Raw genomic sequence first — 18,088 nt, forward strand, 5'->3', positions numbered from 1 at the left:
TCAATTTCCATCCTTCATCTTAAATACATCCTCAATATATTTATTATATTGTGATGCAGCTTGTACTTGTACCAAAGTTGATCCTTTAAAACCAGATCACCTCCAAAAATATGTCCGAATCACCTTTACTTACTTCCAGAATATTGATCATGCCTCTCCTGTTGCTGTTATTTTTTACAGGGTTCCGGTTACGTGCCCAGGACGAAGATACCTTGAAAAGACAGCAATATCTGGACGAGCTGTTGAAGCTGAACCGGCCCCATCCCACCCCTACCGACAGACCTAGAAACGTCCAAGCCTCCTTTGTCACGCTCAGCCATAAAGACAGCACCTGGTATGCCTGGCAGCAACGGACCGGAGAATTACCTCCCGACTTCGACGCCATGCCTTCCCTTCCGTTTTTACCGGATCCGTTGATCTGGGACGAAGGGGGAGAGAACATTCCCATCACCTCTGAGCAACAATGGTCCAAAAAGAGGGACTGGATCAGCGATCAAGTGAAATACTTCCTGTCAGGCACTTTTCCAGACCCTCCCCAACAGCTGGATGTCAAAATCCTGGAAGAAAAGGTCCTGGATGGCATAAAGCTTCAGACAATCGAACTGCGGTTTGGTCCAGATGATAAAGCCAAACTTACCCTTGAAGTGTTCACCCCTCCGGGAGAAGGACCTTTTCCCGTTTTTATGAGCCAGTGGAACCATCGGGGATGGGTGCAAATTGCGGTGAGAAGGGGATATATGGGCGTAATTTATGCAGGAGCGGATTCATTCGATGAAACCATCCATTATCAGGAACTTTATCCAGACCACGATTGGTCGGCACTGATGACCCGGGCATGGGGAGCACACCGGGCAGTGGATTACCTGTACACCCTGTCTCATGTGGATAAAGACAAAATAGCCCTGACAGGACATTCCCGTAATGCCAAACTTTCTCTTTTTGCAGCCGCTTTTGACAACAGGATCACCGCCGTGATCAGTAGCAGCGGAGGGACAGGAGGAGAAATACCCTACCGATATACCGACGAAAGGCATGAAAATGAATCCATCGACTATCTCAATTCCATCCGGCCGCAGTGGTTTCACCCCAGGCTTCGTTTTTTCAACGGGAGAGAACATAAATTGCCTATAGACCAGAACGCTTTAATGGCGCTTATTGCCCCTAACGCCCTGCTTTTGAGTTCTTCCATCAGAGAAGCCGGGGGCGGGGATCCCTGGGCCATAGAACAAAATCTGAAATCCCTTAAAAAAGTGTATGGCTTCCTGGGAGCCTCTGATAAGGTCGACGTCCGGTTCAGGGACGGCGAACATGGTGTGTCGGCCCGGGACATTGAGGGTTATGTGGACTGGCTGGACATACAGTTTGGCAGGAGCGAAGAGAAATGGTCTAACCCGCTGTACTATGATTATGACTTTGATACCTGGAAAGCTAAATCGGGCGCTTCTGTGGACTCTTCCTCCATTCAAGCCCTGGATCTTGAAAAAGAATTAAAAGCATTCAATAAGAACCCATCACAGGAGGATTTAAGAAACCTGCAAAACGCCATAAGGGATCACATAAAATGGACGCTGGGTGATCAACCGCCGGGTGTCCCTGCCAACCCCATCAGCTCTTTAAGCAACAGGGAGGACTATATCGATCTCCTACTGCGCCGTCCCGTGGTCAAAAACGGAAAAAGAATGAACATTGCCCCCTATGAAGCCCTGGGGGATTATCAATATGGTGCCATTTACTGTCCCACAGATAAGAACGGGAAAATCCGGCTTCCCCCTCAAGGCAAATTACCTGTGGTTATTTTCCACCACAAATATGTCAACACAGGATTCGACAGGGGCATGGACCACTTTATACAATCCTGTATCGACAGGGGTATTGCTGTTTTCACCATGGACCTGTTGGGTTATGGCAGCCGGATCGAAGAAGGCACCGGTTTTTATAAAAGATACCCTGAATGGTCCAAAATGGGCAAAATGGTTATGGATACCCGGGCTGCCATAGATGCCTTGGCTCAACTTGATTTTGTAGACTCTGGCCAAATATACCTGGCCGGTTATGCCCTGGGAGGTACCGTCTCTCTGATTACCGGAGCTCTGGATGATAGGGTGGCGGGTGTGGCGCTGGCGGCGGCATTTACCCCCTTAAGATCTTCCGGCGGGGAAATGGAAGGCATAAAAGCCTATTCCCATTTATATGGACTTCTTCCGAAATGGGGATTATTTGAAGAGGCAAAAGCGCAAATCCCGGTGGACTTCCCCGAAATGCTCGCCGCGATCGCTCCCAAACCCTTGTTGATCGTTTCACCCGAGCTGGACAGGCATGCCGATTTGGAAGCTGTCCGTCAACAGGTCTCCCTGCTGCAAGAACTTTATCAAACATATGGTAAAGACGCAAACCTGGAACATCAGGTCCCGGAAAGTTACAACCGATTCACCCGGGAACAGCAGGACAATATGGTCGAATGGCTACATACGCACATCCAAAATGCCGGTAATTTATGAAAAGAAGAAACCGGAATTTATGCAAAGCCGCTTTGGGATGGACGCTGGCATTTTTCCTTTTCCATAGCCTGCTCTCTCATGGGCAAACAGCAGCTTCAGCAGCAGCCGAAAATAAACCCAGAATCAGCATCGCTTTGTTCGATGTGGATGCCACTCCTCCTACCGGAAGCTTGCTCGCCTATGATCCCATGGAAAAATCCGGTGACCTTGGCCTCAGGGCAAAGGGTATGGTGATCATGGGCAGTGGCCTTCCCGTTGTCCTGTGCGCCGTGGATTGGATCGGGATAGGCAACGAAAGCCAGGATGCTTTTAAGCAGGTATTGGCGCGTGCTGCATCTACCCTACCCGAACGTGTAGCGATACACACTGTCCACCAGCATGATGCTCCCGTCAGCGACTGGGGCGCTGAGAAAATATTGGTGAAAGCAGGATTGGATCCCATGGCTTTTGAAAGCAGCTTTGATAAAGTTTTACTCGACCGTCTGGGAAAGGCCGTCCAAAACGCCCTAAATCAGGTACAGCCCGTCACGCATTTGGGCACCGGCCGTGCTGCGGTAGAAATGGTGGCCTCCAACCGCCGGATTGCAGGGCCGGATGGTAAAATCATTCACTCCAGGACCTCAGCCACCCGGGATCCTGATATCAGGCGTTACCCGGAGGGACTGATTGATCCTGAAGTCTCACTTATAAGCTTTTGGAATGAAGACAAACCGGTGGCCGTGCTTTCTTACTATGCCGTCCATCCGCAAAGCTATTACCTTACCAAAGAAGCCAACCCTGATTTCCCGGGGATTGCCCGTTATTTAAGGCAACTGGCGGTCCCGGATGCCCTCCATATCCACTTCAACGGTGCAGGGGGGAACATTACCGCCGGAAAATACAACGACGGGGCAAAGGAAAACCGGTTGATTCTTGCCCAGAGGCTGGCCGAGGGCATGAGAAAAGCCTGGGAAGCCACGGAAAAAACGCCCTTGGAGGCTGATGATGTCTATTGGCATATGGAAAATGTAAGGTTACCCGCCAATGAGCATGTCCTTGAGATAGAAGATGAAATGCATCAAAAAGACCACCGCTGGCTCACCAACAACATGCAGAAGCTTGCCTGGTACAAAAGACAGGCACTGGGTAAAAGCATTCCTGTTTCCTGTCTGGCCCTGGGCAAAGCAAGGATATTGCACCTGCCGGGCGAACTGTTCGTAGAGTACCAATTGGCTGCCAAATCCGAAAGGCCTGATCTGTTTGTCGCTATGGCTGCTTATGGGGACTACGGTCCTTTTTATATAGGCACGGAAAAAGCTTATCAGGAAGGCGGATATGAAATTGGGGCCAGCCCGGTAACCCCGGAAGCAGAGAACATGCTCACGCAGACCATAAAGAAACTGTTGCACGCCGAAACGACGAATCCTTCCCCCCAGCATGCTTTATTAACGGTCCAAAATAATGATGATCATCCCACCTTTGTCCGAACCCTTGCGCAATGGGAAGAAAAAAGAAAAGCGTGGCAGCATGGAATGGAAAAAATCATGGGGCCATTGCCCTCTCCCGGGGAACGGGATAAACCAGACATCCAGTGGCTGGACACTTTGTATGCCAAATATTATAACCGGTACAATATCCGGTTTCTCTCAGATGACAGAAATGAGGTGACCGCCTTTTTGTACGTTCCCCATGGTAGCAGGGCAAATCCAGGCATGCTGGTTCTCCACAGCACAGGCGAACCGGGGAAAAAAATTGTCGATGGACAAAGCCATTTGGAAAACCGTGCGGTGGCCAGGGAGCTCGCAGAACGGGGCTACGTGGTATTGGCTCCGGATTACCCCAGCTTTGGGGACCAATCTGCCCATGATTTTGACCGGGACGGTTTTGAGTCCGGCACCATGCTGGGCATATGGAACCATATCCGGTGCGTGGATCTGCTCAGCGATATGGAGGAAGTGGATCCCGAACGGATCGGTGTGATAGGACATTCTCTGGGGGGCCATAATGCCCTTTTTGTGGCCGCTTTTGACCACCGGTTAAAAGCTGTGATCAGCAGCTGCGGGTGGACGCCTTTTGACTATTACGATATTGGCGAAGAGGCTGGCAAAAGGTACGGCGGAAGACTTGGCCCCTGGGCCCAGGAGAGGTATATGCCCAAAATAAAAGAATTTATGCCTGACAAAAAGTTGCCTTTTGATTTCCCTGAAATCATTGCCCTGGTAGCTCCCAGGCCTTTCTTCAGCAATTCCCCCGTGAATGACAGCAATTTTGATGTTGAGGGAGTCAAAGCCGGCATCGGCCTGGTCGAGCCTGTATACCGCTTTCTGGGCTTTCCTGACAATATCCAGGCACGTTATCCCGAAGCAGGGCACGATTTTCCTTCAGAAACCAGGAAAGCAGCCTATGGCTTTCTCGATAAGCATTTTGGATTTAGCCCTATAAAGCTATTGGATGATGAATAGACTTATCGGTTTTACGCGGGACAATACAAGCCATCATGTCAATATAAAGATGAGAGCAGCCATGCAACCAAAGAATTTACCAAACAAACAGCACCTACTTATGAAATACGCCACTACTAACCTGATCCCACTTTATGTACTCCTGTTTATCATTTTTCTCAGCGCATGCAAAGACAAAAAATATCCCGATCCTTTAAGTCCAGAGGCTTCCCTGGCGACCTTCGATATCCATGAGGATTTCGTAGTGGAGCTGTTCGCCGCGGAGCCCCACATCTGGGACCCTGTTGATCTGGTTTTTGATGAAGATGGAAATGCATATGCCGTAGAAATGCCGGATTACCCTTATAAACCCGAGGAAGGTAAGGGCAAAGGAAGGATAAAAAGGCTTTTGGATACCGATGGTGACGGTACCATAGACCGGTCTTCTGTTTTTGCGGAGGGGCTTCCGGATGCCACCAGCTTGTTTCCCTGGAAAGGCGGGCTTTTGGTGACCTCGGCACCCCATATCTATTATTTAAAAGACACCAACGGTGACGGGAAGGCGGACGTGAAGGAAGTTCTCTTTTCCGGTTTTTTTGACAATAATTCAGAAGCACAGATCACCAACCTGCGATTGGGAGTGGACAACTGGATTTACGCCGCCAACAATGGCCAGCCGGGAGAAGTAACCCCCGGCAAAAGGCCGGATGCCACGCCGTTAAACATGCGCGGTGCTGATTTTAGGTTCAGGTTGGACAAAGATGCGTTTGAACTGGAAAGCGGCACGGCCCAGTTTGGGCAAACGCTCGATGACTGGGGCAACAAGTTTTTTACGCAGAACACCCTCCATATCCAGCAGGCTGTCATCCCAAGGAGGTACCTGGAGCGACATGGATACCTTTCCTCCATGTCTGTCAATCAGAATATTTCGGACCACGATTTCGCCATGCATCAGTTGACTCCCCCGCCCTATTGGCGGGCGGAAAGGACGCGAAGAAGGAATATCCAATTCCAGGAACAAAATCTGGAAAGGGTGGAACATGCGGACAAATATTTTACCGGCGCTTCCGGTGGCACCTACTATCACGGCGATGCCTTTCCCGAGGCCTTCTATGGCAATATTTTCACGGGAGATGTGGCAGGCAACCTGGTTCACCGGGACATTTTGGTAGCTGACAAAGAAAAGCCTACGTTTATTGCCCAAAGGGCGCCAGAGGAAAATAACCGTGAGTTTTTGGCCTCCACCGACCCTTGGTTCAGGCCTGTGGGATTTACGGTAGGGCCGGATGGTTATCTGTACATGATTGATTTCTACAGGCAGCACATAGAAACGCCTGTTTCCATTCCAGATGATCTGAAAGAAGAAATGGATTTTATGTACGGGGAAAACCATGGCAGGATTTACCGGATACGCCCTAAAAACGAAACAGAAAAAAGAGACCTTAATGTAAACCTTTCCGAATTGAAGCCAACCGAATGGGTAAATTTGTTGTCCCATCAAAATGGGTGGTGGCGGAGCACGGCCCAGCGTTTATTATTGGAAAACCCGGGAAGTGTTGACGTGCCGGCACTGAAAGCCATGGCTACCGAAGAAAAAGATGAAAAAGCCAGGCTGCATGCTCTCTATCTCTTGGAAACGTTAGGTGCTTTGGAGGAGGATATGGTAAAAAAAGCCTTGGAAAGCGAGCACAAAGGGCTTCAAAGGAATGCGCTGATGCTCGCTGAGAATTTCCCAAGTCTAGAGGCTGTCATCGCTGCCAAAACCAAGGCCCCAGATGCTCAGGTGGCTCTCCAGGCTGTTCTTAGCCTGGGACAATATGATAATCAAAATACAGCCGATAATTTTGCCGCCCTTTTACAGGAGAAAGGTGAAGACAGATGGTTCAGAACGGCCGTTTTAAGTTCAAAAGCCGGTTCAGATCTTCGCATTTTACAATCTTTGCAAAAGAACCATGATTTTTTTGAGCACGAAGCGGACTGGAAGAGCGCTTTTATCAAGGATATTGCCTGCATTTTGGGGACAAAGGGTGAGAAATCGGAAATCAGTCAACTCGTCTCCATGGTCACGGCTTCCGATGAACAATCCAACACCAACTGGAAAGCCAGCGGACTGGAAGGCTTAACGAGCGGCCTCAAACACCATGAGGAAAGCAATCCCCGGCTGAAGGCTTTTTTGAGCGCTCTTGATACCTCCGAAAGGAACGCAAATGATCGATTAAAAGAATTATTAACGGTGTTATAAACTGACTGCTTTTGATAAATATGAATAGAAGAGCCCTACTGAAAAAAGTTTCCCGTTTCGCTTATGCCGCTGTAGGCGGAAGCATGTTATTACCGGCTTGCCATTCGCAAAAAGGGTCCGAATACAATCTTGAAGAAATTTCCTCCTGTGATGACCTTACGGGGTTACCCCAGGAGGAAATTGACAAGAGAAACAGCCTCGGGTATGTGGAGACAACACCTATCCGGGAAAGCACCTGTGACAATTGCCAGCTTTATCTGCCTCCGACCGCGAAGCGTAAATGTGGTGGATGCCAATTATTCAAAGGGCCTGTAACGGAGGAGGGCTATTGCACCTATTGGGCTCCACAAACGGACCTTGTATGAATCAAAGGTTTTTTTCAAATACATAGTTGGTACAATACTTGTGCCTTTTTTTGGGGATTCCATTTATAAAAAAGTGTCCTAAAAAATGAAAAGTTATCTTTTACCGGTTTTTGTTACCACATCATTTCTGCTGGTGTATATAGTGGCCATCGTAGTGGACCTCCATACAGCCATCATATTGATGATGTTTTCTGTTTCGCCGGTATTGATTTTATGGATGGTTTTTAGGGTACTTAAAGCCCAGGTTGATAGCCGTTATACTTTTGAAGACCGGTGGTATGAAGATCTGGACTAAAACCGGCATTAAAAGTCACCTATTTGAATAATACACTGTCTTTTTTGTTATATTTAACTCAATCAAATTTCCTTAACAATATCTCTGTCCTCTAACCCCCTGTTTCAATGAAAAGGTTAATTGTTTTGATTGATTTTTCCGATTATTCCGAGGTATTAATTGATCTTGCGTTCAAATGGCAGGGACAGTACGGTTTCGGTTTGGTGTTTGTTCATCAGGTTCCCGGTTTGATTCCAGCCTTGGCGGACAACAAAAGCAGGCATCAGATTTTGGAATATGAAAAAAAGCAGGCTGGAAAGAAATTAGAGGAAATCTTAAGTAAAAACCATGCGACGCAGTCCACGGCCCAAATTGAAGTCACGGAGAAGCAACTGGTCCAACACCTAAAAAGCTTGCTTTTACCGGATGACATGCTGATGGTAGGCCTTAAAGGAACGGGGTTTTTGAAAAAAATTCTCATTGGCAGTACGGTAACCGATATTATTGATCAATTAAACCAAATTACGGTTGCCATCCCGGCCAAATTGAACCCGCATAGTATTCCTAAGCAGTTGACAGTAGGGTTGAGTTACCGTTATCCCCTGAATTATCAGGCTTTTCTAAGGCTTTTGGAGATATTTTCCTATGCTACCAAGCAGGTAGAACTGGTAACCGTGCTGACACCCAGTGAAGACAGATGGGAAAGCGAAAAGTATCTTAAAGGACTCAAAATCAAGCTGGAAGAGAAAGTTTCTGTGGATATCAAAATGTTTGAAGGGACAGATACATTCGGAGAAATCAAAAAATACATCCATCAGAAAGAGAATGGCATGTTTGTCGTACAAAAGGGATCCAGGACCATGAACGATAAACTTTTCCGTAAATTCCTCATCAATGAACTGGTATATGATGGGGCGCTCCCATTAATCGTCTTGCCCTTATGAGTTGGCTCTCCTCTCTTGCTGAGAACCCTTTTTATGAATTAGCGATCATTCTCTTTTTTGCTGCACTTTTGGGAGGGCTTGGCCAGCTTCTCAGACAACCTCTCATCGTCGTATTCATGGCGGTGGGCATTTTGGTGGGCCCCGCGGTGTTGGATATCGTCAAATCAGAAGAAAACATCCATCTGCTGGCGGAAATCGGCATTGCCATTTTGCTTTTTATTGTGGGGCTCAAGCTGGATCTCCGCGTTATCAGGTCAGTGGGAAAAATCGCGTTGCTTACCGGACTGGGCCAGGTATTGTTCACATCCCTCATCGGCTACATTATCGGCAAGTCGTTGGGGTTTGGCAACCTGCATAGCTTCTACATTGCCGTTGCGCTTACCTTTTCCAGTACCATCATTATCGTCAAACTCCTGTCCGATAAAAAAGAAATAGACTCCCTCCATGGTCAGATTGCGGTGGGTTTTCTGATTGTCCAGGACATTGTCGTGATTTTGGTAATGATCGTGTTGTCCACGATGCGGCAAGAAGAAAATGGAACGATTTGGCAATCAGTAGGCGGTACCATCATATCAGGAATTGTCTTGTTTTTGCTCACCCTGGCGGCCATGAAATGGGTTATCCCAAGTTTGAGCTTTTTTCTTGCTAAATCCCAGGAGATGCTGGTTTTGTTTGCTGTTGCTTGGTCGATCGTCCTCGCGGCAGTCGGCGAGCTGATGGGATTTAGCGGGGAGGTAGGTGCTTTTCTGGCAGGTGTAAGTCTGGCTTCTTCGCAGTTTAAAGACACCATCAGTAGCAGATTGGTAAGCCTTAGGGATTTCATGTTGCTGTTCTTTTTTGTCAGTTTGGGTGCGGATCTGAATTTTGATGTGATAGGTAACCAAGTACCTGCTGCACTGATATTTTCTCTCTTTGTGTTGGTGGGAAACCCTTTGATTGTATTGGTGATCATGGGCATTATGGGATACCGGAAAAGAACGGCTTTTTTGGCTGGGCTTACCGTAGCGCAAATCAGTGAGTTTTCTTTGATATTTGCCGGGCTCGGGCTCTCCGTAGGGCATATCAATGAAGAAATAGTAGGCCTTATTACCCTGGTAGGCCTCATTACGATAGGGCTTTCCACCTATCTGATTCTTTACTCACACAGTATTTACAAAATGCTTTCACCTGTCCTCAGCCCTTTCCAGCGAGAAACTCCCTACAGGGAACTGGGTATCCAGGAAGGAGAAAAAAAGCGTTACGACCTGATCATCATCGGATTTGGCCGCTTTGGAAGCAGAATAGCGGAAATGCTGGACGAAAATAAAGAGATTCCCTACCTGGGTGTCGACTTTGACCCGCAAATTGTGAAGGAATGGCAGAAAACGGGAAAAGACGTGATTTATGGCGACATGGAAGACCCGGAAATATTTGAACAGATTCCGTTTAAAGGCTCGAAATGCGTGATCAGCACCACAGCGGGAGTAGAGCCCTCCAGGCATTTGATCCAATCATTGAAGCGAAACGGATACACAGGAAAAGTTTTCTTAACCGCCCTCAAGGAGAAAGAACTGGAACTGCTTCAGGAAAGTGGGGCCGACCAAATACTCATCCCCCATCAAATGGCGGCCACCAATTTTTATCATGCCTACCTGAAAGAATTTTTTCTTCAGAACGATACGTAAATCCATGCTCAACAGACCGTCCCTCATAAATGAATAACCGTTTTCAAATAAACAGAAGATGATCACGTGGTTTATTATAAAAATCAAGTTTGAAATAAAGTAACCAACTTGTAAATTTCAGCATGTTTTCAAACTATAGAATTTATACTTGCTTATTGTTTTTGAACTGTCTGGCCTTCGGTTTTGCCTGTAACCCCCCACATGATGAACCGGAAATCACCTATGAGTTGATCAAGACAGCTACGTTTCCGTTACATTACGCCGGTGAAGTTCATGCCTGCGATTTTCGTGATGGCAGAGGGGTGATTTATAATTTCAAAAACACTGAACTGGTACTGTTCGACTCTTCGGGAAATATATTAAGGCGGGATACCGTTGCTTCTGAAGGTTCCAATTCCCTTTCCTACATCAGCGGCCTGAAAATATTGTCTGATGGCAATATTCTGGTGAACACATTAAGCGGTGAAATCGCCATTCTGAACAAAGACCTGCAATTGGAACAAAAAATCTCTATGCCTTTTCCAAACGGGCTTGCCAATATGAGAAGCAATGTCAAAGTCATGGATATCTGGAAGGATGAGTTGTTGATCCATTATCCTGGTAGAGGCGGAAAAAACCCTTACATGAAAGGCTATTTTAAGGAGAATAAACTGGTAGAAAAGGTGAATCTGAATACCGGAGAGGCCAGCCCTTTTCTGGATTTACCTCCAGACAGCCAATACCAGGAGGATCTTTACTTCGACCTCCCCCATGTCTTTCTCTCTGTTTATGACCAAACGCTCTATTTTGCTTTTGACAAAGAACCGATGATTCATCTTTACAATTTGAAGGCCAACGGAAGGTATGAAAAAACCATTGATATCGCAGCGGAGAAATTTGTCCAATTGGAGGGACAGCCTTTTCCGGCAGGCCATTCGGGAAGTAATGCCGTACCGGGAACCATAGATGGGCTGTACCCTTTCGACGAAGGCATAGCCGTAAATTACAGGGAAGGGATAGACGAGGAAACCCGGGGAGTGTACAAGAACGTTTTGAAGATATATCACCACAGTTCCGGCTGGTCCAACGAACTGGTATTGCCGCGGGATGAAGTATCTTATCTTCTCAATTTTGAATCACCGGAAAAACCGTTCTATGCCCTGCAATATGATTCCTTTGGACACCTACATGTGGTAAAATTCAGCCTGGAAAGGAAGCCAAAGTGAATTTCCTTCCAATGAGGCACGATTACGGCAAATCAATGTCCCTGAAAATGAATCCGGTAATCGGCTTTGTACGATTTTTTCACATCAGTTCTTGTGTAAAAAGAAACAATCTCCTACCTTTGCATCACTTCAAAAGAGGAGTTGATCAAAAAGAAACTTTGATTAAAAAACGGCTGAAAAAGCATCAGCCTGAATAATTTAAATAAAATATTGGAGTGGTAGTTCAGCTGGTTAGAATGCCTGTCCCGACACCTCGGGAAGGTCGCCGGGTAGAACCCCTCAAAAACATAAAATAAGGAGTGGTAGTTCAGTTGGTTAGAATGCCTGTCCCGATACCTCGGGAAGGTCGCCGGGTAGAACCCCTCGAAAATATAAAATAAGGAGTGGTAGTTCAGTTGGTTAGAATGCCTGTCCCGACACCTCGGGAAGGTCGCCGGGTAGAACCCCTCGAAAATATAAAATAAGGAGTGGTAGTTCAGTTGGTTAGAATGCCTGTCCCGACACCTCGGGAAGGTTGCCGGGTAGAACCCCTCGAAAATATAAAATAAGGAGTGGTAGTTCAGTTGGTTAGAATGCCTGTCCCGACACCTCGGGAAGGTTGCCGGGTAGAACCCCTCAAAAGTATAAAATAAGGAGTGGTAGTTCAGTTGGTTAGAATGCCTGTCCCGACACCTCGGGAAGGTCGCCGGGTAGAACCCCTCAAAAGTATAAAATAAGGAGTGGTAGTTCAGTTGGTTAGAATGCCTGTCCCGACACCTCGGGAAGGTCGCCGGGTAGAACCCCTCAAAAATATAAAATAAGGAGTGGTAGTTCAGTTGGTTAGAATGCCTGCCTGTCACGCAGGAGGTCGCGGGTTCGAGTCCCGTCCATTCCGCCAAAACCTCAGCCTAAAGCTGGGGTTTTTTGCTTTATGGAGTATTTTGTTTATATTCTTGAGTCAGAGGTGGACGGCACTTATTATGTAGGGGTATCGGAAGACCCAGATAAAAGGCTGAAAAAGCACAACCTCCCCCACAAAGGTTTCACTGGGCGGAAACGGCCCTGGAAGATTGTTTACGTGGAGAAATTCCCCGGAAAGACCCAGGCCCTAAATCGGGAAAAATTCATCAAAGCGCAGAAAAGCAGGGTCTTCATCCAAAGCCTGATAGCCGCGACTGGCTTGAAATAACCATAACCATGGCGGTTGGAATGCCTGTCCCGACACCTCGGGAAGGTCGCGGGTTCGAGTCCCGTCTCCCGGAGACCGGGACAGGCTATTCCGCATCACAAAACCCTAGGAGTATGATAATCAGAAATCTAGGGTTTTTGTATTTAGTTGTGGGGCCAATTATGGGGCTATTTGTTATTTTTTAAAAAAAATCCCAACGATTTGTTATTCCCTTATTCTATCCCCCTGTAATAACGATTTGTTATTCCCTTATTCTATCCCCCTGTAATAACGATTGACTTGAGGCATTCATTGCCGATTAGATTCAATATTCAATCATCCATTCCCTGGAGAAAAACCCCAACCTCTCCCCTACCCGAATTCCTATAACAAACGCGCTTGCAATGGCGATCCTTGCTTCTGGTGTTTCTTTATTATTGAAATGCATATCTATTTATCCTGGCTCCTGAACCAAAAAAAGCCCCTGAGGGCTTTTTATCAAGATTTCGATTTCTTGGCCTTCCCCCCTTTCGGAGCAGCTACTTTCTTACTGATATAGGCCGTATGGGTCTTCCCATATTGGTCGGGCTCCTTCAGCGAGGCGACTTCAAATACCAAGTATTCTTTGCCGTCGTAGTCCACCACATGGCCTTTTAGGATTTCCTCCAGTTTTTCCCTGGAGATGGATACCCTGATGATGTCGAGATCCTTTACCTGGGTTCCTTTGCCGGTGTAGGTTTTTTCAATTTTAAAAAAAGTGTGAATTGAAAATCAGGATTGTATAATTCGGATAAAGCCTAATTCATCCTCCACATTTAGATACATCCAAAGTGCTCCCTCTCGGGTAAAATACTTGGGGATTCCTGTTTTTTTTACCTCGGGAATTTCCTGATCCACGAGATGGTTGAAATTTTCATCAAAAATTGAAATATATAGAATGCTATCGCTAATTTCTGGGAGTAAATACCTTTCCCGTTCTTTTTCTCCATACTGAATGGACGCGGCCAGTCGCACATAGTGTTTGTTTTTAGAATCAAAAACAAGTGGACCATACACAACTTGGCTCCGATAGTTTCTGAGTGCATTTTTTCGATCTTCTGTTGAGTTTTCCAAGTCTCCTTCTCTAGTAGGAGTTACTTTTGATGGGAGAAGAGGTGAATCGTAATAGATTGAAATCAGTGAATCCTTATCTGGATACAAAACATAAAAATCATTGGCAAATTCGTGGGAAACGATGACATGGTCCTTGATGCTGCTGAGGTGAATTTTTGGATACCATTTGTTGTAAGTGTTTAAGTCACCCAACGTATAGGATTTAAAGTGTTCTTGGGGGTCTATGTTGTAGGATTGAATGGATTTGCTTGAGCTGTTGAGGCGTCGGAGGGACACCGCACTGGTATGATCATGTACAACAACGGCAAAGACCTGATGATGGAAGTTGGGGTTCACCACTTGATAAAAAACCCGTTCTTCATCCAAGAGCCCTCCCCTTTCTTTAGTTACAGAAGTCCAATCAAATCTATGCTGCAATTCCCCTTTGAGGTTATAGATCCCAGTACGTTCACCACCTAAAAAGAGCTGCTTCCCGGGCACTGCTTGAAGATCAGGAGTCCAAAACCCTGTGCCATTGGGGCCTTCCTGCTCGAATGGGACAGTTTTTTCGAGAGTTAAGTTGTTGAGGTTGATTTGTTCGACATGATGGGTTCTATCATTGAAATTATACAGCATCCCCTCGAATTCAGAATAATCCGAGACAAGCAAATCGCGTTGTAAAAACAAAATTTCATCCTTGGAGTCTATCCGCACTGTGTCAATTGTATAGGAAAGACGTCTTTCATGGGAAGAATCCGGATTGCTTGTGCAAGAAAAAAATAACGCATGTCCTGTAAGGAAGACGGCGGATAGGAGTTTGAACGCTTGTTTTTGTAGCTGCATTCGCTAAAGTTATAAAAATTGTGAGGGAAATCAGGGAGGTTTAACTAAGATTAACGATTTACAAATTCTGAATCAGAAAACTTTCTAAAGCTTCCAGTTTCCAGACGCTTGACTACACCGTCAATTTTATCAAACCCGATCATCTTGAATCCTTATCCTAAAAAATCATCGAATTCGTATCTAAAAATGATTTAGCTAGCTTCAGTTTTTCATATGAAAAACCATGGAAAGCATCCCGCTCATTGAAAACCATTTAAAATTGTTGGAGTTATCAGCTCCCCGTTCTATGGTCCAAACTTGATCTCAAGCTTCACTTTGCTTAAACCCCAAACAGTGTTGCCAAGCTCTCCGCCAATGCTCCACTCTTTTGGGGTAAGCAAACCTGAGATAAGTCTCCACAGGCGTTGCGCTATTCTCTGGATAATAGGTTTGATGAAACTGCGTAAGGAAGAAACTGAACGCTGAACCGCCTGGAAAGCTCTGCCTACAAAAGACTGAGGTGTGGCATTTTGCTTGTTAAGTTCAGTTTCAATGTAATCGAACAAGACTATCAGTGAATCTAGCTCCACTTGCAACGTGTTGACTGTAGAGGCCAACTGGATTGCCTCGGGTTGGCTTAGCGCAAATCCTTCCCGCTCCCTCAGCTCTCCCAGCATATTTTGTAACTGATCAACAAGTATTTCGATTCGCCCGGCCAACTCCACCAAATCATCTTGGGTCAAAAGCCTGAACTCCTTTGCCGCTTCCGTCACTTGAGAAATTTCGTGACCGACTTGTTCTCGGAAGTAGGCCTTAAATTGCTCCAAATCCTTGGAGAGGGCTTCCAGATCTGATCTGGCTGTTCGGTCATTTGAAGAGAATGCCATAGTTCCTATTTTTTAGTGTGGATAGTAAAAGATTGTCGTACCAGAGGGAAAAAACAAATGTTGGTCTTCATGAACACTATCAAAACCCAACACAGCTTTTTAAATAATGGTTTGGTTTAAATATTCTGTATATTTTAATCTTGAATTGAATAAAATTTCATGAAGGAAACGTACCTTCCATATCCTATGTATATTTTGCTTAGGATTTTTTCTTTATAGTCAATATACAGAACCAAAACTATTTTTCAAATCATTAAATGTCTTTTTGTTAGTTTAAAGTGCTTTTAATGAGGTGATTTTATGTGAAGGATCTGCCGGCTTCTCATTTAATTTTTTTCAACGCAGCATAACATTCAACCGCCAATTCCCGAAGTTCCTCTCCTGAACGCGAAATGAGATATTCCAAGCTACGGTTCATGGCAGCCATATAAGTGGCAGAAAATTCATCAACCTTATTATCCGGGACTTCCATCAACCTTTGGATCAGATCCAGAATCCCCAAAAAATGACAGTAGTCTGCATCCAGGTTCAACCTGTCCAGGCCCACTGCGGCGAGCTGATCCTTTTTTTTTGGAAAAACAAAGTGTATGGAGGCGGATGTTTAATGGCTGGAATGCTGAATTGAAGGTTGATTTCTGAACAAAACGCTTAAAGCTTTTTCCAAAGTTTAATTCTCCGGGCACATTCAGCCCTGATCAAGTCTTTCATATTCGGTTACCGTTTGGTTTGTTGGCCGAATATGGTCACAGGTTGGCAGGGGTAGTTAGCTGGGGTGGTACCCCAAGTTTTCGGAAACCCTCATTATTGGCTGGAATGGATGGTTTTGAAGGGTGAAAAATTTGGATGCCTAATTTGGATCCTGCCAGGCGGGAAAAAGTGGCATGAGGTTTTGATGGGATCGGTGTAATATTGTTGGTGTTTTGCCAACATATTTGTGGTTTTACGTTAAAGTAAATGAAATGGTAATCATCTACCTGACGAAAATTGATTGCTTTTTCAAAGAAGCACTCGGATTCGGCCAAAAGTCTGACAACCTGGAAAGTAATTGTGGAAAATGCCAACTGGCAAAAAAGCCAGGACATATTGGAGAGTTTCCCTACTGCCAAGATCATCAAAGGCAACAGGGCAGGCTTTAAAATTGTGGGTAACAAATACCGTTTGATCATCGAAGTAAATTTTGAGGATAAAACAGTTGAGGTCCGGTTTATAGGGACCCACAGTGAATATGACCCCATAGATGCCGCTACCATTTAAAACCGCAAAAAGAAATGAAAACGGATAAAAATAAAACTTGGTTCTTATTGGAAACAGAAGCTGATTATGAGGCTGCCACCAAAAGGTATGAGCAGTTGAAAGATGCTGAAAGGGGGACTGAGGGACATAAAGAAAAAATGCTGTTGGTGCATTTGATTGCTGATTATGAAAACAAGCTCTGGGATTTGCCGGACGTTGACCCGGTGGAAATGATCAAGATCCGGATGGAGGATTTCGGTTATAATGCGGCCACTTTGGCCAAGGTCTATGGTGACCGGGGTACCATCAGCAAGGTATTGAATTACAAACAGTCCCTTTCACTGACCATGATCAGAAAATTCAGCCAGCTGCTGAAAATACCCGCTGAATGGCTCATCCGGGAATATCCATTAAAAAAGGCCGTTTAAATCAAGTATTAGCCAACACCATTTTCTGCCTTAAACATCTGATTCTCGGGTCGGGAAATCAACAGGTCGATTTCATTGGCTTTTAATGCCAATTTTGACCGGTTGAAAATGGCTTTGACGTTTCTCAGTTGGTCTATCCTTTTTGCGGAGAGATTTTCACCGGAGCGGATGTCTTTCACTCCTTTGGTGATGTCCTTTTTGATGTTGTCCGGAGAAGCAGATAGTACTTCACCTAATACCCGGTAAACCCCTTCCTTTGACAAACCACAATTTGGGTCAAGGCTCAATTTGTTGATCATTTCGTTGAGGGCACCTGGTCCACCCAGAAGAAAATCCAGGGCCAACAGCTTTTCTGTTTTATCCAGTTTGCTTCCCGAAGATGCCACAGGTGCGTGATCCCGCTTTGCCCGCATATTTTCATAATAAAGTTGGGCGCCTTCCTTATCGTGAAAATCCAGATTTTCAAATTCCCGGAAATTGACCGGTTTTTCTGTGGGACCGATGTAGTTTAGAAAAATACCAGTCTCCCGTATATTTTTGAAAGTATTGCCGATCAGGTTGTAAACAATCCCTGCCGTGATCCCCGGAAAAAATTAAGGCAAGCGGTACTTTTAATGCGACTTCAATCGCAAGCACTGAAAGTGCTAACAGCAAGCTGAGAAAAGCAAATAGAATGGGGTAAACCAGGGACAGATAAATGAACCATTTTCTGCGACGGATAAAATTGGAAAGATCTTCAAAGTGTTGGCGGTTGCTAATAAATTCCAAAACGCAGATTGATGAAATCCTAACCGGTATAAATCATGACCCTATCAATTGAAATATTTAAACCCCTGCTTTTTTAGACACTGATGAGGGATTGCAGGA

Annotated in this window: 16 protein-coding genes and 1 tRNA gene; 12 read left to right on the forward strand and 5 right to left on the reverse strand. The window is 45.6% G+C overall.

Annotated elements, in window-relative coordinates; all coding sequences use genetic code 11:
* Positions 1–110: 110 nt before the first annotated feature.
* The 10 genes from ACFPFU_RS04825 (at position 111) to ACFPFU_RS04870 (ending at position 12,780) form a co-directional block, all read left to right on the forward strand.
* Positions 111–2,498, forward strand: coding sequence for an alpha/beta fold hydrolase (locus ACFPFU_RS04825; protein WP_377062064.1), 2,388 nt, complete (start codon positions 111–113; stop codon positions 2,496–2,498).
* Positions 2,495–4,939 (forward strand): alpha/beta hydrolase family protein, encoded by a 2,445-nt coding sequence (locus ACFPFU_RS04830; RefSeq protein ID WP_377062066.1) that lies wholly within the window; start codon positions 2,495–2,497, stop codon positions 4,937–4,939. Before ACFPFU_RS04825 ends, ACFPFU_RS04830 begins: the two co-directional genes overlap by 4 nt.
* Positions 4,929–7,160 carry a PVC-type heme-binding CxxCH protein gene (locus ACFPFU_RS04835; RefSeq protein ID WP_377062068.1) on the forward strand — a complete coding sequence of 744 codons (2,232 nt, stop codon included), beginning with the start codon at positions 4,929–4,931 and terminating at the stop codon, positions 7,158–7,160. The genes ACFPFU_RS04830 and ACFPFU_RS04835 overlap by 11 nt, the downstream gene beginning before the upstream one ends.
* 20 nt (positions 7,161–7,180) lie before the next feature.
* Entirely contained in the window at positions 7,181–7,525 is a 345-nt protein-coding gene (locus tag ACFPFU_RS04840) for a high-potential iron-sulfur protein (protein WP_377062070.1), read from the forward strand.
* 85 nt (positions 7,526–7,610) lie between these two features.
* The gene (locus tag ACFPFU_RS04845) at positions 7,611–7,820 is read left to right on the forward strand and encodes a hypothetical protein (RefSeq protein WP_377062072.1); all 210 of its coding nucleotides are present in this window, start codon (positions 7,611–7,613) and stop codon (positions 7,818–7,820) included.
* 107 nt (positions 7,821–7,927) lie between these two features.
* A complete protein-coding gene (locus ACFPFU_RS04850) occupies positions 7,928–8,743 on the forward strand; it encodes a universal stress protein (protein WP_377062074.1) in 816 nt (271 codons plus the stop codon).
* Positions 8,740–10,407, forward strand: a complete 1,668-nt coding sequence (locus tag ACFPFU_RS04855; protein WP_377062076.1) for a cation:proton antiporter — start codon at positions 8,740–8,742, stop codon at positions 10,405–10,407. Before ACFPFU_RS04850 ends, ACFPFU_RS04855 begins: the two co-directional genes overlap by 4 nt.
* Before the next feature lie 122 nt (positions 10,408–10,529).
* Entirely contained in the window at positions 10,530–11,612 is a 1,083-nt protein-coding gene (locus ACFPFU_RS04860) for an NHL repeat-containing protein (protein WP_377062078.1), read from the forward strand.
* 800 nt (positions 11,613–12,412) lie between these two features.
* Positions 12,413–12,489 (forward strand) — tRNA-Asp (locus tag ACFPFU_RS04865).
* 33 nt (positions 12,490–12,522) lie between these two features.
* Positions 12,523–12,780, forward strand: coding sequence for a GIY-YIG nuclease family protein (locus tag ACFPFU_RS04870; RefSeq protein WP_377062080.1), 258 nt, complete (start codon positions 12,523–12,525; stop codon positions 12,778–12,780).
* Between the two features lie 477 nt (positions 12,781–13,257).
* Here the strand turns inward: ACFPFU_RS04870 and ACFPFU_RS04875 are convergent, their stop codons facing one another.
* From ACFPFU_RS04875 to ACFPFU_RS04890, 4 genes are all read right to left on the reverse strand, one after another.
* Positions 13,258–13,404, reverse strand: coding sequence for a hypothetical protein (locus ACFPFU_RS04875; protein WP_377062082.1), 147 nt, complete (start codon positions 13,402–13,404; stop codon positions 13,258–13,260).
* Between the two features lie 126 nt (positions 13,405–13,530).
* The gene (locus ACFPFU_RS04880) at positions 13,531–14,694 is read right to left on the reverse strand and encodes a DUF4221 family protein (protein WP_377062084.1); all 1,164 of its coding nucleotides are present in this window, start codon (positions 14,692–14,694) and stop codon (positions 13,531–13,533) included.
* A 284-nt stretch (positions 14,695–14,978) separates the two neighbouring features.
* Positions 14,979–15,560, reverse strand: a complete 582-nt coding sequence (locus tag ACFPFU_RS04885) for a hypothetical protein (protein ID WP_377062086.1) — start codon at positions 15,558–15,560, stop codon at positions 14,979–14,981.
* A 322-nt stretch (positions 15,561–15,882) separates the two neighbouring features.
* Entirely contained in the window at positions 15,883–16,107 is a 225-nt protein-coding gene (locus tag ACFPFU_RS04890) for a hypothetical protein (protein WP_377062088.1), read from the reverse strand.
* Positions 16,108–16,544: 437 nt separating this feature from the next.
* On the opposite strand from ACFPFU_RS04890, the gene ACFPFU_RS04895 reads away from it, so the two are divergent.
* Both ACFPFU_RS04895 and ACFPFU_RS04900 read left to right on the forward strand, forming a co-directional pair.
* Positions 16,545–16,814, forward strand: coding sequence for a type II toxin-antitoxin system HigB family toxin (locus ACFPFU_RS04895; protein ID WP_377062090.1), 270 nt, complete (start codon positions 16,545–16,547; stop codon positions 16,812–16,814).
* Positions 16,815–16,828: 14 nt separating this feature from the next.
* The gene (locus tag ACFPFU_RS04900) at positions 16,829–17,221 is read left to right on the forward strand and encodes a helix-turn-helix domain-containing protein (protein ID WP_377062092.1); all 393 of its coding nucleotides are present in this window, start codon (positions 16,829–16,831) and stop codon (positions 17,219–17,221) included.
* 8 nt (positions 17,222–17,229) lie between these two features.
* Here ACFPFU_RS04900 and ACFPFU_RS04905 read toward each other — a convergent pair whose 3' ends face one another.
* Positions 17,230–17,634, reverse strand: a complete 405-nt coding sequence (locus ACFPFU_RS04905) for a hypothetical protein (RefSeq protein ID WP_377062094.1) — start codon at positions 17,632–17,634, stop codon at positions 17,230–17,232.
* Between the last annotated feature and the right edge of the window lie 454 nt (positions 17,635–18,088).

Source organism: Negadavirga shengliensis (assembly GCF_042652345.1).
Taxonomy (GTDB): Bacteria; Bacteroidota; Bacteroidia; order Cytophagales; family Cyclobacteriaceae; genus Negadavirga; species Negadavirga shengliensis.